Raw genomic sequence first — 16,132 nt, 5'->3', positions numbered from 1 at the left:
ATAAGGAGGAAACTTTTATGAGAAAACGAGTATTAGCAGTTTTACTGACGGCAGCGATGGCAGTTTCAGCCCTCGCAGGATGCGGCTCCAAGAGCGCAGATACGAAAACAGATGATACCAAGGCCGCCGAGACGACGACAGCTGCTTCCGCAGGCAAGAATGAGATGGCCGTGGAAGGCGACGACGTTACCACCTTAAATGTATGGACCTTCATCGAGCTGCACCAGCAGTTCTATGTAGACATGGCGGAGAAGTGGAACGCAGAGAATCCGGATAAGAAGGTGAAGCTGGTCTTAAGCAACATGGCTTACGATGATATGCACAACAAGCTGTCTCTGGCTCTGGAGTCAGGCGAAGGCGCGCCGGATATCGTGGATATCGAGCTGGGCAAATTCCCGGCGTTCATGACAGGGAAAATCGGCCTGATGGATCTGACATCTGCAATCGAGCCGTACAGAGACACCGTTGTAGAATCCAGGCTCGACATTTACTCCAAGGATGGAAAGATCTACGGCTTCCCGACCCACGTAGGAACCACGGTAGCTTTCTATAACGAAGATCTCTTAAATGCGGCAGGCGTTGACTACAAGAGCATTAAGACATGGGATGACTTCAAGGAAGCGGGCGTCAAGTACTATGAAGCAACCGGCAAGTATTTCGCATGTATCGAAACCAGCGCACAGTGGATGATCAATCTGATGCTGGCTCAGAAGGGCGGAAATTACTTAGACGCTGACGGCAATGTCAACATCACCAGCGACGAGATGGTAGAAGTACTGACCTACATAAAGGGAATGCAGGATACAGGCGCATTTGCAACCGTTCCGGGCGGACAGCCTGACAACGAGGAAGCGTATCCGTTCTATAATTCCGGCGACTACGCAGCACAGATTATGCCTTTCTGGCAGACATCCAGATACACCAACTACATGACCGACTTAAAGGGCAAAGTAGCAATCGCAGCCGTTCCTGCATTTGAAGGCAGCAAGGTTCAGACCATCGGCGGCGGCGGTACCGGTACGGCTGTTGTAGCCAGCGGCGAGCACGCAGACCTGGCGGCAGAAGTGATGGCATACATCAAGCTGTCTGCTGAAGCAAGTAAGGAAATCTGGAACGTATTGGGCTTTGACCCGGTCAACACAGAAGTATGGACCGACACGGCGCTGACACAGAATCCGGATAACCAGTTTGTACAGTATTTTACCACCTATCCATTTGACGTATTAAATGAAGTAAAAGACAGTATTGGTCTCTTGACCTGCTTTACAGATGAGAAGATGCCGTCCATCAACAACGAATTCTGCAACGTAACACTCAACAGCATTTACGAGGATGGAATGGATATTAAGGAAGCACTTACCCAGTCCCAGGAAACGTTGGACAATGAATTCAGATAAGTAATGATGGAAAGCATCGAGGAAAGGAGTTAGCGGAATGAAAAAACTGTTTTATTCACAGAAAATAGCCCCATACGTATTTATCTGCCCGTTTGTTATCACGGTCCTTCTGTTCTGGATCGCCCCCATATGCAACGGCGTGCTGTTAAGCTTTCAGGATGTGCTGAAGGATGAGTGGGTGGGGTTTAACAACTACTCCCGGCTGCTGACGGATAAAATCTTTTATAAAGCCGTGTGGAACAGCTTTAAGTATATGGTCGGGACACTGGTTCTGCTGATTCCTTTCCCGATGCTGTTTGCTACATTATTAAACAATAAGCTGTTAAAGGGAACCGAGTTCTTTAAATCCGTTTATTTCCTGCCGGCTCTGACGTCGGTAGTGGTAGCAGGTACGATTTTCCGGCTTATGTTCGGAGAATCGGCCTCCTCCCTCTTCAATCAGGTCATTGGATTTTTCGGCCTCGACCCGATCAAATGGTTAAAGGGCGCTAATACCACATATTTTGCCCTCCTTCTGCTGGCCTGCTGGCGCTGGACCGGCGTCAATATCCTCTATTTCCTGGCCGGCCTCCAGAACATTCCGACAGAATTATACGAGGCGGCGTCCATCGACGGAGCGACGAAATGGCAGCAGTTTAAAAGTATTTCCATCCCCCTGTTAAAGCCGACTACAGTCTACGTACTGACCATCAGCATTTACGCGGGCCTGTCCATGTTCCTGGAGAGTACCATGCTGTTCAAGGGCAACAACTCCCCGAACAACATTGGCCTTACCATTGTCGGATACTTATACCGGCAGGGCGTGGAGAAGCGGGCCATGGGATACGCCTGTGCCGTCGGTATGGTGCTACTTATCATTGTCATGGTTGTCAATGTCATTCAGCTGAAGCTGACAGGTACCTTTAAAGAGGAGGATAAATAGTATGCAGACGAAATTATCCGGTAAATCAAAAAAGGCGAGTCTGGAGCTGTGGGGCAGTACCATCCTGTTCATCGTTCTGGCAATCGTGATTATTCTTCCGATCTGGCTGCTGTTAATCGCCAGCTTCAAGCCCGGAGGCGACTTATTACAGTACGGCTTAAACCTGGATATCAACTTCTCCAGAATGAGCCTCGACAATTTCGTCCTTCTTTTCACGGGACAGCACGAGTACTGGACCTGGTTCTTCAACAGTATCTTTTTAACGGCTCTGACCGTGCTTTTGACACTGGCCGTAAGCGCCTTTGTCGGATACGGCTTTGCGGCGTACGAGTTTAAGGGGAAAAGGGTATTTTTCGTCATCGTCCTTCTCATCCTTTCGATCCCGCTGGAGGTTGTCATGCTGCCGCTGTATAAGCAGATGTCCATGATGAAGCTGATGGACAGCTATACGGCCATTGTCCTTCCGTTCATGGCGCATGCATCCACAATCTTCTTTTTCCGCCAGTACTTACTGAGCCTTCCAAAGTCTCTCTTAGAGGCGGGAAGAATCGACGGCGCCACGGAATACGGAATCTTTTTAAGGCTGATCGTACCGATCATGAAGCCGGCGTTCTCCGCTATGGCGATCTTAAACGGCATGAACGCATGGAACAACTACTTATGGCCGCTGCTGGTAATCCGTTCTTCGGATAAATACACACTGACCCTTGGTTTAAATACGCTGATCAACCCTTATGGGGACAATTACAGCCTGCTGATCGTGGGTTCCCTGTTCTCCATCATCCCGATCTTCATCCTGTTTATTGCTTTCCAGAAGTATTTCATTGAAGGTATGACGGCCGGAGCGGTGAAAGGTTAAGCGTCGGAGGGGGATAACACGTATGAATCAGTTTAACTATAAAAAGACTCCGGAAAATGTGCCGTTTATCAGTAACCGGGCAGACCCGTATGTGACGCGCCACGACGACGGTACGTATTACTTTACGGCCAGCGTTCCGGAGTACGACAGAATAATATTGAGAAAGTCGGATTCCCTTATGGGGCTTCGGGAGGCTCCCGAGAAAACGGTATGGAAAAAGCATAAAAGCGGTGAGATGAGCGCCCACATCTGGGCGCCGGAGCTTCACCGGATCGGAGACGCCTGGTACCTCTACTTTGCCGCGGGCGCTGCCGAGGATGTCTGGGCCATCCGGCCGTATGTGCTGGAGTGCAGGGCGGAGGATCCCATGGAAGGTCCCTGGCAGGAATTGGGGATGATGGAGGCCGCAGATGATTTTTCCTTTCAGGATTTTTCCCTGGATATGACCGTCTTTGCCTCGCACGGCGCCTGGTACTGTGTCTGGGCGGAAAAGGTGAGCGTGGGAAAGAAGATTTCCAATCTCTATATTGCCAGGATGAAGTCACCGCATAGTCTGGCGACGAAACAGGTTCTCCTGTCGTCTCCGGATTACGACTGGGAGCGGGTTGATTTCTGGGTCAATGAAGGGCCGGCTGTTATCCGGAGGAATGGACGCATCTGCATGACGTATTCGGCCAGCGCCACAGGCGCGGAATACTGCATGGGCTTACTGAGCGCCGAAGAAGACAGTGATCTTCTGGACCCCGCCAGCTGGACCAAGGAACGGCTGCCGGTCCTTGTGACCGATGAAACGGCCGGACTGTACGGTCCCGGCCATAATTCCTTCACTGTCGATGAGAATGGCCGGGATATCATGGTATTTCACGCCCGGCAGTACGATGAGATCACGGGAGATCCGCTGTATGACCCGAACCGGCACGCGTATCTGGCTTGTGTGGAATGGGAGGATGGGGAGATGGTTTTCAAGCCGATGAGGCTTTAGACAGCAGACAGACCGCAGACATCATTTGACAGACCGCATCCTCTGTGATACACTGATGAAGTAAAACGAACATAAACGAAATCAAAAACGCTTCTGCCGCTTCCGGCGAAAAACGTTTTTATGAGGATAACAGCGATGAACAGACCAGCTCATGCATTCACTTATGAATATTGCAGCGATACCTTCAGTGCAGAGACTTACTGCAGTGAAGCTTTTGGCGTACAATATAAGAGGGAATCCATGCAGTCGGGATATGGTTTATCGTGAAATCCGTTTAGACATTTTGAATGTAAAATGTAATGATATCGGAGGAATCGCTGCCCGGCGGTTCCTTTTTTGTGTGCAGCAGGATATCTGCCATACTATGAAAAATAATTTTAAAAATCTTTAAAGTAATGCAAATTTGCATAGTTCGGTATGGTAAAGTATGACCATAGACAACAGAAAGAAAGTCTGAAACGTAACATTTGAGGATGCGTAAGCCCAGCGGCGAGGGCAGGAGACTGTAAATCTCTCACATCGGAAACAACGCAGGTTCGAGTCCTGCCGCATCCATTTTTCGTCAAACGAAGCGGGACGGGAGCCGCCGCGCTTCGGAAAAACGGGAAATTCAAGAATTGGAAAAGTGATCGAGAGGATTAAGATGATACTTTGCTAAAGTATTGTGCCGTCAGGCACCGGGGGTTCGAATCCCTCCTTTTCCGTTTGGAGTATTTTATAATAGGAAGAAAGGAATGGAAAACGAAATGGAAACCGTCGTACTGCGTGAGCGATATTACAGCAGCGCGCCTGTCAGTTATGATAACTATAACTACAGGCTTTTTTGCGTTGCAGAAGACGATCGCTTAAAGAACGTGCGGCGGATATCCAGTCCCGCGGCAGGGAACGCATGATCTTTAAGCCTCAACAGGAGGATGAGTATCATGCATCAGGTTTTATTTCCGCTGGTAATTGTAAATATATTAAAACAACATGGATCAAAGGAGCAGCCGCTGACGATCACGCAGATCGCGGATATGATCAATCGGCAGTACGCACCGTTTTCAGACCGGGAACAGGTCATCAACCGTTCTACCGTGGCCAGGACACTGGAATCGCTGGTGCTGTACACGGAGGTCGGCGATCTGCTGGATTTCTGTGTCGTAGAGGGCGGTTCAGCGAATAAAAAAAAATACTACATCGAAAATCACAAAATTGGATAAATTTTGGCAGGAGCAAGTCCGAATAATTTACTGCCCTGCGGCTCATACTAGATTTTGTACAAAAGAAGTACAAAACAGAAACAGGTGAGTCCATGGAGAAACCGAGTAGGAAACTGAAGAAAACTTTTTTAATACTGGGAGTTACGGGGGCAGTTTATGCTAGCTTTAAGTATCTGCTGCCCCTGGTGATTCCCTTTTTGATTGCATATATATTTGCCCTGGCACTTCGCCCTTCCGCCGTATGGCTGGAAAAGAAATGCCGGTTTACATTAAAAAGGAAAGAAGTCCATCTGCCCCTGGCGGTTATCGGCGGCGTCCAGATCATCATCCTGATGGCGCTGTTCGGCACGCTTCTGTATTATGGCGGGAGAAAGCTGTGTATGGAGGCGAATTTGTTCTTCGATAACCTTCCGCAGATGATTAACAGCCTCGACCGCTGGCTGACCGGCTGCTGCTTTTTTACCGAGAATCTCTTCCGCCTCCCCAGGGGCTTTCTGGTGAAAATGCTGCGCGAGATGCTGGTCGGCGGCGGGAAGGCCATGAAGGATGCCGCCATGCCGTTTTTAATGGTAAACTCCATGACTGTCGTGCGCTGTTTCGTGGAGGTTACGGTCATGACCATTATTCTGTTTATCGCCACCATCCTCTCCCTTCAGGAGATGGAGGATATCCGGATGCGCCGTGACAATTCCATTTTCCGCCACGAATTTGCCCTGTTGGGCAGCAGGCTGACCATGGTAGGCAGCGCATGGCTGAAGACACAGGGAAGCATTATGTTCCTGACCATGTGCATCTGCACCGCAGGCCTTTTCCTTATGGGCAATCAGTACAGCCTGCTTCTGGGAATCGGAATCGGCCTTCTCGACGCGCTTCCCATCTTCGGCACGGGAACGGTACTGATTCCCTGGGCTCTGTTTCGCCTGGTAAATGGAGACTGGCTCTACGGAATCGGCCTCTTTGTCATCTATATTATCTGCTACTTCCTCCGTCAGGTGATGGAGGCCAAAATCATGGCAGACAAGGTTGGCCTGACACCGCTTGAAACGCTGATCTCCATGTATGTGGGACTCCAGCTGTTCGGTCTTCTGGGCTTTATCCTGGGGCCGATCGGTCTTCTGATTATTGAAGATCTGGTGGAACTGTACGGCGGCTAGTGCCTCCCGGCGTAAATACGCCACTATATAGCACCTGATATCCTCGTTAGGTGTGCGTCTGCAAAGCGACGGCGTAGTGGGCGCTACGACTAGCTTTGCAGGCGTGCACCTGGCGTGGAGAGCGGGTGCTATATAGTGGGGGATTTACGCCGGGAGGCACTGGTGGTATACTGGTTCCATATAAGAATCTCAACAGGTGTGCCGGGGCAGCGATGCCATGGCAGAAATGGAGGCAGCAATGGAGCCGGAGAAATTGATTGAATTTTTAGGAGTATTGGAAAAACTAAAATGCAATACCCGCCATAACTGGACCACCTCCGGCAGGAGGGAGAGCGTAGCAGAGCACAGCTGGCGTCTGGCGGTTATGGCGTTTCTGCTGAAGGATGAATTCCCGGAGCTGGACATGGACCGGGTGGTGGACATGTGTCTGATCCACGACTGGGGAGAGGCCATTACCGGGGATATTCCCGCCTTTATAAAAGGTGGTGCAGATGAAGAGACGGAGAGCGCCGTCCTTCGGACCATGACCGGTTCCCTCCCTGATAATCTGGCCTGCAGGCTTAATGGCCTTTTCGACGAGATGGAGGCGCTTCAGACGAAGGAGGCAAGACTCACCAAGGCTCTCGACAAGATCGAGACCCTGATTCAGCATAACGAGGCGGGCGCGGACACATGGCTCCCTCTGGAATATGAGCTGAATCTTACATATGGCGACGACATATCGAACATGTCAGAATACACCAGACGTTTACGTGACCTGGTCAGGCAGGAGTCCGAGCGGATTATAAGCGAAAAGCCACTGGGGGATAAAGAATGCGGCAGTACAGGAAGCCACAGCGCTCTGGACGATGAGACATTCGAAAAAATAAAGGCGCTCCGCAGAGAACTCCACAAAATCCCGGAACTGTCCGGCCAGGAACGAAGGACCATGGAAGTGTTAAAAACGTTCCTCAGTGAGCACACCTCCCTTTCAGTCATTGACCGCAGCGGCTGGTTCTACGCCCTCCATCAGGAAAACGGCGCGGAGGAAACCGTTGTCTTCCGAGCGAATATGGACGCCATAAAAGGCGCCGGAAACATTCCTTATCACGGATGCGGCCACGACGGCCACAGCGCCATTCTGGCGGGGCTCTGCCTCTTGACGGAGGGACGGGTTTTTCAAAAGAATCTCTGCTTCCTCTTCCAGACTGCCGAGGAGACCGGAGAAGGCGGAAATCCATGCAGCAAATTATTAGAAGAACTGGGTGCGGACAGAGTCTACGGCTTTCACAATCTCCCGGGCTATCCGCTGGGGACTGCGATTATGAGGAGGGAGACATTTTCCTGTGATACCGTAAACACCCCTGAGATCACAGACATGAGCCGGATGCTTTTCGAGCAGGAAGGAATCCCCTGCCTCGAAGCCGCCGCCCCATTCCGCTGGTCTGAGGATTTCGGATGGTATTTAAAGAAATGCCGGGGCATGTATTTCGGCATAGGAGCCGGTGAAGACTGTCCGGACCTTCACACGCCAGATTATGAGTTTCCAGACGAAGTGATCAGAAATGCGGTCAGATGCCTGTATCTGCTTGCGGAGATATAAGGCGTATTCCCGTGTTGTGTGTCACCTTCCATGAAAATGGTATGGAATAATAAATAAAATATTTATGAAGAAAGCAGAGAGCGTGTCATGGAAAATATAAAAGCAGAAATCAAGATGAGTGATTTGGAAAAAGTTGATATCAGGGTGGGGACGATCGAACTGGTGGAAGACGTACCAAAATCAGATAAACTGGTAAAGCTGACTGTGGATTTCGGTACATTTAAGAGGACAATTCTCGTCGGACTGAAAAAAGAACGGGAGAATCCAGGAGAAGTAGAAGGGAAACAGGCGTTATTTGTTGTAAATCTGGCGCCGAGAGAGATGTTTGGCATCGAGTCCCATGGAATGCTGTGGGACATTGGTTATGAGGACGGAATCGTACCAGTTCTTGCGATGCCTGAAAAACCAGTACCGAACGGAACGAGGGTCGGGTAATCAGCGAAGAAGACGAAGGCAAGTTCTGATCTCCCCTTGACAAAGAAATCCAAATAGCGTAAAATCAACCATACAAACTAACATGACAACATACATTTCAGACGTGGAAGAGGATTAGTAAGCGATGATGCATTCCAGAGAGAGGGTCACTGGTGGAAGACCTTCATGCCCATGGTCGCCCAACCTGCCTTGGAGTCCCGCAGCAAACTGCGGCGCATATCCGGCGTTATCGGAGATACAAGTGAGTCACAATTGTGGCTAAATTGGGTGGTACCACCGAGCTGTTCGGTCCCTTGTCCGGGGATCGGCGGCTCTTTTTGTTTCACAGGAAGGTGCATTCTGTGAAACAAAAGCCCTCCGGGCAGGATGCGCACTCCGCGCCAGGGAAATATGGCTGCTGAGGCAGCCGCGCTCCGGCGCAGGAGTCCGGCTTGCCGGACTCCATTCACAGGAAGGTGCATTCTGTGAAACAAAAGCCCTCCGGGCAGGATGCGCCCTCCGCGCCAGGGAAATATGGCTGCTGAGGCAGCCGCGCTCCGGCGCAGGAGTCCGGCTTGCCGGACTCTATTGACAGGAAAATACGTAAATTTAAAAGGTAAAGGAGAATTGTTATGGCAAAGGACAAAAAGTTAGTAGAAGCAATCACATCAATGGATGTGGACTTCGCCCAGTGGTATACCGATGTGGTGAAGAAAGCAGAACTCATCGACTATTCCAGCGTAAAGGGCTGTATGGTCATCAAACCGGCCGGTTACGCGATCTGGGAGAATATCCAGAAGGAACTGGACGGAAGATTTAAAGAGGTTGGCGTGGAAAATGTATACATGCCGATGTTTATTCCGGAGAGTCTTCTCGAGAAGGAAAAGGATCACGTGGAAGGGTTCGCGCCGGAGGTGGCATGGGTGACCTATGGCGGTCTGGAGCCGCTTACAGAGCGTCTCTGTGTGAGACCGACTTCAGAGACTCTGTTCTGTGATTTTTATGCGAGGGACATTCATTCTTACCGCGATCTGCCGAAGGTATATAACCAGTGGTGTTCCGTTGTGCGCTGGGAGAAGACGACGAGACCGTTCTTACGTTCCCGCGAGTTCTTATGGCAGGAGGGCCATACGGCTCATGCCACAGCAGAGGACGCGCAGGCAAGAACCGAGCAGATGTTAAATCTCTACGCCGATTTCTGCGAGGAAGTCCTGGCCATGCCGGTTATCCGCGGCCAGAAGACCGACAAGGAGAAATTCGCCGGAGCAGAAGCTACCTACACGATCGAGGCGCTGATGCACGACGGCAAGGCGCTTCAGTCTGGAACGAGCCATAACTTTGGCGATGGATTTGCAAAAGCCTTTGAAATCCAGTATTCTGATAAAGAGAACAAGCTGCAGTACGTACACCAGACCTCCTGGGGCATGAGCACCCGTCTGATCGGCGGCATCATCATGGTGCACGGCGATGACAACGGCCTCGTGCTGCCACCGAGAATCGCACCGGTCCAGGTGATGATCGTACCGATCCAGCAGTCGAAGGAAGGCGTTCTGGAGAAGGCGGCCGAGATCAAATCCGTGCTGTCCGGATACCGTGTGAAGGTAGATGACACCGACAAGAGCCCGGGATGGAAATTCGCTGAATCTGAGATGCGCGGTATTCCGATCCGCGTGGAGATCGGACCGAAGGATATTGAGGCAGGCCAGGCCATTCTGGTTCGCCGCGATACCCATGAGAAGACCGCCGTTTCCCTGGAGGAGATCGGTCAGAAGGTTGGAGAACTGCTCGAAACCATCCAGCACGATATGTACGAGCGCGCACTGGCACACCGTGAGGCCCATACGTATGAGGCGACTGATTTTGATACATTTACAAAGACGATTGAAGAGAAACCGGGCTTTGTAAAAGCCATGTGGTGCGGATGCCAGGAATGTGAAGACAAGATCAAGGAACTGACAGGAGCGACTTCACGCTGTATGCCATTTAAGCAGGAGAAACTTTCCGATACGTGTATCTGCTGCGGAAAGCCGGCGACGAAGATGGTATACTGGGGCCGCGCATATTAATGCATGCGTCGATTCAGCCATACGGCTGCTTTGATACGCCTATAATTATAGAAATGAGATGATGGCATGGGGATAGAAATACGGGTTCCGGCGGACGCGGAGCAGATCATTGATAAACTGAATGAGCACGGATTTGAGGCGTATGTTGTGGGTGGGTGCGTCCGCGACAGCCTGCTGGGAAAAGAGCCGGAGGACTGGGATATCACCACCTCGGCGAAGCCAGAGGAAGTGAAGGCCATTTTCAGCCGGACGATCGATACGGGGATCCAGCATGGCACGGTTACGGTGATGCTTAACCGGCAGGGCTATGAAGTGACCACGTACCGGGTAGACGGTGAGTATGAGGATGGGCGCCATCCGAAATCCGTAGATTTTACCACCAGCCTTTTAGAAGACTTAAAACGCCGCGATTTCACCATCAACGCCATGGCTTACAACGGCCGTGAGGGGCTGGTGGATGCATTTGGCGGCATGGAGGATTTAGAGAACCGGGTGATCCGGTGCGTCGGAAGCGCCGTGAATCGCTTTACGGAGGATGCGCTCCGGATTTTGAGGGCAGTCCGGTTTTCCGCACAGCTGGATTTCCGGATTGAGGACGAGACGTACGAGGCGATTTCCCTGATCGCACCCAACCTGGAAAAGGTGAGCAAAGAGCGTATCGCGACGGAGCTTACGAAGTTGTTGCTGTCCGGCCATCCGGAAAAGATGAAGAGAGTTTCCGACACCGGGGCTTCCCGCTATATATCGGAGCCATTTTTTAAGGCAGCCATGCTGAGCAAAGGCGAGCTGCGTCCGCTGGGGTGTCTTCCCGCTGTAAAATATATGAGATGGGCCGGCTTCCTCCGCAGAGAGCAGGGGGAGACGGCGGCAGACATACTGCGGGATTTAAAGATGGACTGTGACACCATGGATCGGGTAAAAATACTTGTATCCCGGTGGAGAACGCCGATTGCCGCTGAAAAACCGGCGATCCGGCGGGTGATGAACCAGATTCCCGGCGATCTCTTCGACAGCCTGCTCTGCTTCCAGGAGGTATTTGCCGGAGAAGTAGGCGAAGGCTATGGAGAGACGTTAAAGACGGTAAAGGCACTGGCGGAGGAGATCCGCAGGGCCGGAGACCCGGTGAACTTAAAGGAACTGGCTGTGGATGGCCGTGATCTGATGGCGGCCGGTATGAAGCCGGGACCGGCGCTTGGGAAGACGCTGAATGCGCTGATGGAACAGGTGCTGGAGCGGCCGGAGTGCAACGAGAGAGCGTATCTGCTGCGCGCCGCCGGATTGGAAAATGGGATAAAAGAATCATGAGAAGGAGTTTGGCCCCTGCGGCCGCGGCTGTGTAAAAACAGCAGTGGAAGCAGGGGCCAAACTTTCTTTTTTCACGTATATTTCCGTCCCGCCACTCATACCCTAGAAGTAGCCGATGAGCTAAGAGTTGGAGGGGTGGTTGTGATAGAGAAATACACAGAGGTGCTTTCGCAGTATGAGCTTGAAATTCTGGATGTGAGACGCGGCCGCGGCGCCTGGCTGTGTGAGACAAACCAGGGCCTGAAGCTTCTCAGAGAATATAAAGGGACCATAAAACGGCTGGATTTCGAAGACCAGGTGTTTACACAGCTGGAAGAGGCCTGGCACCCTTTTGTGGACCGTTATGTGAGAAACCGTGAGGGCGAACTGCTTTCCAGCGCGGATGACGGGACGAGATGGATCGTAAAAGACTGGTATGCCGACAAAGAGTGTAATTTAAAAGACGACAAAGAAGTCCTCAGAGCCATTACGCAGATTGCCAGTTTACATAAAATGTTGCGAAAGATCGAATTCAAGGAAGAGTGGAATCTCGGTTCTATTCTCGTGCAGCTTCCGGGAGATGAGATGGAGCGCCATAACCGGGAGCTTATAAGGGCGCGTTCCTTTATCCGAAACAAGAGAAAAAAGACGGAGTTTGAACTCTGCGTCATAGGAAACTACGATATGTTTTACGAGCAGGCCAAGGACGCCAGACTTGGTATGAAGGAATTCTGTGCGTATCACGGAGACGAGGAATGCTATCTGTGTCATGGAGACTTAAACCAGCATCATATCCTGATGTGTCCCAGGGACGTGGCCGTGGTGGAATTTAACCGCATGCATCTGGGAATGCAGATGGAAGACCTGTACCATTTTATGAGAAAAGCCATGGAGAAGCATGACTGGAGTTTAAAACTCGGGAACTCCATGCTGGAAACGTATTCCAGGATTCTTCCGCTTTCGGACACAGACAGGACCTGCCTTTACTATCTGTTTTTGTATCCGGAAAAATACTGGAAACAGATTAATTTCTACTACAACGCGAACAAAGCCTGGATTCCGGCCAGAAATATCGAGAAATTAAAGGACTTGGAATTGCAGCAGCCGCTTCGCAATGAGTTCCTTTCCAGAATTAAATAACACAATTTCGCTTTCCTTTTAGGCTGTTATGATTTATAATGTTGATAACAGAATGGAGAGAAAGGAGTATTGTGTTTTATGAAAGACTATAAGAGTATTTATGAAGAATGGCTGGCTAATCCATACTTCGATGAGGCTACGAAAGAAGAACTCCGGTCCATTAAAGAGGACGAGAATGAAATTAAAGAAAGGTTTTATCAGGATCTGGAATTTGGCACGGCAGGTCTGCGCGGCATCATCGGCGCGGGAATCAACCGTATGAATATTTATGTGGTCCGCAGGGCAACCCAGGGGCTTGCCAATCATATTATCAAGCAGGGCGGCGCAGATAAAGGCGTGGCAATCGCTTACGATTCCAGACATATGTCTCCGGAATTTGCAGAGGAAGCGGCCCTTACTCTGGCGGCCAACGGTATTAAGGCCTATAAGTTCGAATCCCTGCGTCCGACTCCTGAACTTTCCTTCGCAGTCAGGGAACTGGGCTGCATTGCCGGTATTAACATCACCGCAAGCCATAACCCGCCTGAGTATAACGGATACAAGGTTTACTGGGAGGACGGCGCACAGTTTACCCCGCCTCACGACAAGGGAGTAACCGCGGAGGTTCTGGCGATCACAGACCTTTCCACGGTAAAGACCACCGATGTGGAATCAGCAAAGGCAGCAGGCAAGTACGAGATCATCGGCGAAACCATTGATGATAAATACATCGCGCAGGTAAAAGCCCAGGTAGTGAATCAGGAAGCGATCGACAAGATGCAGGACAGTATTCAGATTGTATATACTCCACTCCACGGCACAGGCAACATTCCGGCCAGGAGAGCACTGGCTGAGATCGGCTTCACCCATGTATATGTGGTTCCGGAACAGGAGCTTCCGGATGGAGACTTCCCGACCGTCAGCTATCCGAACCCGGAGGCAGAGGAAGCCTTTGAACTGGGCCTTGCTCTGGCAAAGGAGAAGGACGCCGATTTAGTGCTGGCGACCGATCCGGATGCAGACCGTCTCGGCGTTTACGTAAAAGACGCGAAGTCCGGCGACTACATTCCGCTTACAGGCAACATGTCAGGTTCCCTGTTATGTGAATACGTGCTGAGCCAGAAGAAGGAGCGCGGTGCCATTCCGGAGGATGGACAGGTGGTGAAGTCCATCGTTACCACCAATCTGGTTGACGCGGTGGCGAAGTCCTACGGATGCGAGCTGATTGAGGTTCTGACCGGATTTAAGTATATCGGCCAGCAGATTTTAAAAGAAGAGAACACGGGATACGGAACGTATTTATTCGGTCTGGAGGAGAGCTATGGCTGTCTGATCGGTACGTATGCCCGTGATAAAGACGCGATTTCCGCCACTGTAGCGCTCTGTGAGGCGGCCGCTTATTATAAGATGAAGGGCATGACCTTATGGGATGCCATGATTGCCATCTATGAGAAGTACGGCTACTATAAAGACGCCGTCAAGTCCATCGGACTGAAGGGAATCGAGGGCCAGGCAAAGATCCAGGCCATCATGGATACATTAAGAAACAACACACCAACCGAAGTGGGCGGATACAGAACGGTCTCTGCCAGGGACTACAAGCTGGATACCATTAAGGATATGGAAAACGGCGAAGTAAAACCGACCGGACTTCCGGAATCAAACGTTCTCTATTACGATCTGACCGATGACGCATGGCTGTGTGTAAGGCCATCCGGCACAGAGCCGAAGATCAAGTTCTACTATGGGATCAAGGGCACTTCCCTTGCGGATGCGGATGAGAAATCTGCGAAGCTGGGTGAAGCGGTGATGGCCATGGTGGATTCCATGATGTGATAGAATAATAATGAAGTGTAAAAACGCCTGTGGAACCAAAACACAGGCGTTTTTCAAATGATTCAGGACCGCTATATATGCGCAGCAGTTACTGCTCACAGCAGAAATTATTTCTTAAAATACTCTAAAAAAATGTAGATAAATATCAGAAATTGTGGTATTCTGAAGACGCTGTCAAACCTCCTATAGAAAGGAGGTGAGTCTATGGCCGATATTATCACGGCATTTATAATCTCTGTCGGAGCAAGTGTGGTTGGCTACTACATATGCAAATGGCTGGATGGGGATAAATAGGCAGCTGCAGCCTAAATGGGACAGCTCACCATAACGAGCAAGAAAAGCCCCAGAGCGGTAACTCTGGGGCTTTTCGTTTTGAGTCTATAACCTTTCACAGCATTTATTTGGCTAAGATTATGATATGATAAAATTATGGAAAAGTCAATCCTTTTTTGTCTTGCGGCGAAAGCCAAACGTAACAGTTTAGCCCTCGCTTCCAACCGCAGCGGCTGGAAGCGAGGGCTGAACTGTTATAGTCGTCAAACATTCATATCCCGGCTTCTTTCATAAGTACCATGATCTTTTCCATCCGCTGCTCCATATCTTTCCCGGTATATTTGGGGAAATGAGCCTCGCGCACGATTCTGCCGTCACACAGGAACAGGACGCGCTCTGTGCGGGCTGCGATCCTGGCATCGTGCGTTACCAGCATGACTGCGGTTCCCTGTGCGTTGATTTCCGTAAATATATCCATGATCTCCTGGGCGGATTTTGAGTTTAAGGCGCCGGTAGGTTCATCGCCAAACAGGATTCGCGGGTTATTCATGAGAGCGCGGCAGATTCCGGCGCGCTGGAGCTGTCCGCCCGAGGCACGGGAGATATCCCTGTCCTCCAGCTCCCCGATTCCGGTCTCCTTCATGAGTGATCTTGCCTTTTCGGTGATCCGGGAGACGTCCTTCTTTTTATCCCGCAGGGAAGGGAGGATGATATTGTCCAACATGTTTAAATTCTTCAGCAAAGTGGGCTGCTGGAAGACGAAGCCCATCTGTGTCCGGCGAAGGTCTGCCAGCTGGTTTTCCGTGCAGGCGGACAGTTCGCTGCCGCAGAAGGATACGCTGCCGCTGTCGATGCGGTCCATACCGCTCAGTGCGAAGAGCAGCGTCGATTTTCCGGAACCTGAGGGACCCATCACCGAGATAAATTCGCCTTCGCGAACCGACAGGCTGATGCCATCCAGGATGCGCTGGTTTTCGGATCCCTCTTGAAACGATTTGATGATGTTTTTTGCGTGTATGATTTCTTCCATGTTATTTCTTTC

General features: G+C 50.8%; 14 protein-coding genes, 2 tRNA genes and 1 other annotated feature. Of the genes, 15 read left to right on the top strand and 1 reads right to left on the bottom strand.

The genetic code is table 11. From position 1 onward, the window contains the following. Positions 1-17: 17 nt before the first annotated feature. The 15 genes from H8S75_RS16520 to H8S75_RS16450 all read left to right on the top strand — a co-directional run bounded on the left by H8S75_RS16520 (position 18) and on the right by H8S75_RS16450 (position 14,817). A complete protein-coding gene (locus H8S75_RS16520) occupies positions 18-1,397 on the top strand; it encodes an ABC transporter substrate-binding protein (RefSeq protein WP_002601820.1) in 1,380 nt (459 codons plus the stop codon). Between the two features lie 37 nt (positions 1,398-1,434). Further along, the gene (locus H8S75_RS16515; RefSeq protein WP_002601819.1) at positions 1,435-2,319 is read left to right on the top strand and encodes a carbohydrate ABC transporter permease; all 885 of its coding nucleotides are present in this window, start codon (positions 1,435-1,437) and stop codon (positions 2,317-2,319) included. Between the two features lies 1 nt (position 2,320). Then, positions 2,321-3,178, top strand: coding sequence for a carbohydrate ABC transporter permease (locus H8S75_RS16510; protein ID WP_002601818.1), 858 nt, complete (start codon positions 2,321-2,323; stop codon positions 3,176-3,178). Positions 3,179-3,200: 22 nt separating this feature from the next. Then, positions 3,201-4,160, top strand: a complete 960-nt coding sequence (locus H8S75_RS16505; RefSeq protein WP_187022579.1) for a family 43 glycosylhydrolase — start codon at positions 3,201-3,203, stop codon at positions 4,158-4,160. 471 nt (positions 4,161-4,631) lie between these two features. Next, positions 4,632-4,715, top strand: a tRNA-Tyr gene (locus H8S75_RS16500). 64 nt (positions 4,716-4,779) lie between these two features. Next, positions 4,780-4,864: transfer RNA gene (locus H8S75_RS16495), tRNA-Ser, on the top strand. A gap of 30 nt (positions 4,865-4,894) precedes the next feature. Then, a complete protein-coding gene (locus tag H8S75_RS16490; RefSeq protein ID WP_187022578.1) occupies positions 4,895-5,053 on the top strand; it encodes a hypothetical protein in 159 nt (52 codons plus the stop codon). Between the two features lie 30 nt (positions 5,054-5,083). Beyond that, a complete protein-coding gene (locus H8S75_RS16485; protein ID WP_055654608.1) occupies positions 5,084-5,362 on the top strand; it encodes a hypothetical protein in 279 nt (92 codons plus the stop codon). Positions 5,363-5,454: 92 nt separating this feature from the next. Further along, positions 5,455-6,516 carry an AI-2E family transporter gene (locus H8S75_RS16480; protein ID WP_055654610.1) on the top strand — a complete coding sequence of 354 codons (1,062 nt, stop codon included), beginning with the start codon at positions 5,455-5,457 and terminating at the stop codon, positions 6,514-6,516. Positions 6,517-6,733: 217 nt separating this feature from the next. After that, the gene (locus H8S75_RS16475) at positions 6,734-8,098 is read left to right on the top strand and encodes a M20/M25/M40 family metallo-hydrolase (RefSeq protein ID WP_243270294.1); all 1,365 of its coding nucleotides are present in this window, start codon (positions 6,734-6,736) and stop codon (positions 8,096-8,098) included. A gap of 87 nt (positions 8,099-8,185) precedes the next feature. Then, complete coding sequence (locus tag H8S75_RS16470) at positions 8,186-8,533, top strand: methionine--tRNA ligase subunit beta (RefSeq protein WP_002601813.1); 348 nt, start codon at positions 8,186-8,188, stop codon at positions 8,531-8,533. 95 nt (positions 8,534-8,628) lie between these two features. After that, positions 8,629-8,830, top strand: a binding site (T-box leader). A gap of 314 nt (positions 8,831-9,144) precedes the next feature. After that, complete coding sequence (proS, locus tag H8S75_RS16465; protein ID WP_187022577.1) at positions 9,145-10,578, top strand: proline--tRNA ligase; 1,434 nt, start codon at positions 9,145-9,147, stop codon at positions 10,576-10,578. 72 nt (positions 10,579-10,650) lie between these two features. Further along, a complete protein-coding gene (locus H8S75_RS16460) occupies positions 10,651-11,883 on the top strand; it encodes a CCA tRNA nucleotidyltransferase (protein WP_187022717.1) in 1,233 nt (410 codons plus the stop codon). 141 nt (positions 11,884-12,024) lie between these two features. After that, on the top strand, positions 12,025-13,002 hold the full coding sequence (locus H8S75_RS16455; RefSeq protein ID WP_055654616.1) for a protein kinase family protein: 978 nt from the start codon (positions 12,025-12,027) through the stop codon (positions 13,000-13,002). Between the two features lie 78 nt (positions 13,003-13,080). Further along, positions 13,081-14,817 carry a phospho-sugar mutase gene (locus tag H8S75_RS16450; protein ID WP_187022576.1) on the top strand — a complete coding sequence of 579 codons (1,737 nt, stop codon included), beginning with the start codon at positions 13,081-13,083 and terminating at the stop codon, positions 14,815-14,817. Between the two features lie 544 nt (positions 14,818-15,361). On the opposite strand, the gene H8S75_RS16445 is transcribed toward H8S75_RS16450, so the two are convergent. Then, the gene (locus H8S75_RS16445) at positions 15,362-16,120 is read right to left on the bottom strand and encodes an ABC transporter ATP-binding protein (RefSeq protein ID WP_187022575.1); all 759 of its coding nucleotides are present in this window, start codon (positions 16,118-16,120) and stop codon (positions 15,362-15,364) included. Positions 16,121-16,132 lie beyond the last annotated feature (12 nt).

Source organism: Hungatella hominis (assembly GCF_014288005.1).
Lineage (GTDB): Bacteria > Bacillota > Clostridia > Lachnospirales > Lachnospiraceae > Hungatella > Hungatella effluvii.
This window is presented reverse-complemented; position numbering and strand designations above follow the sequence as displayed.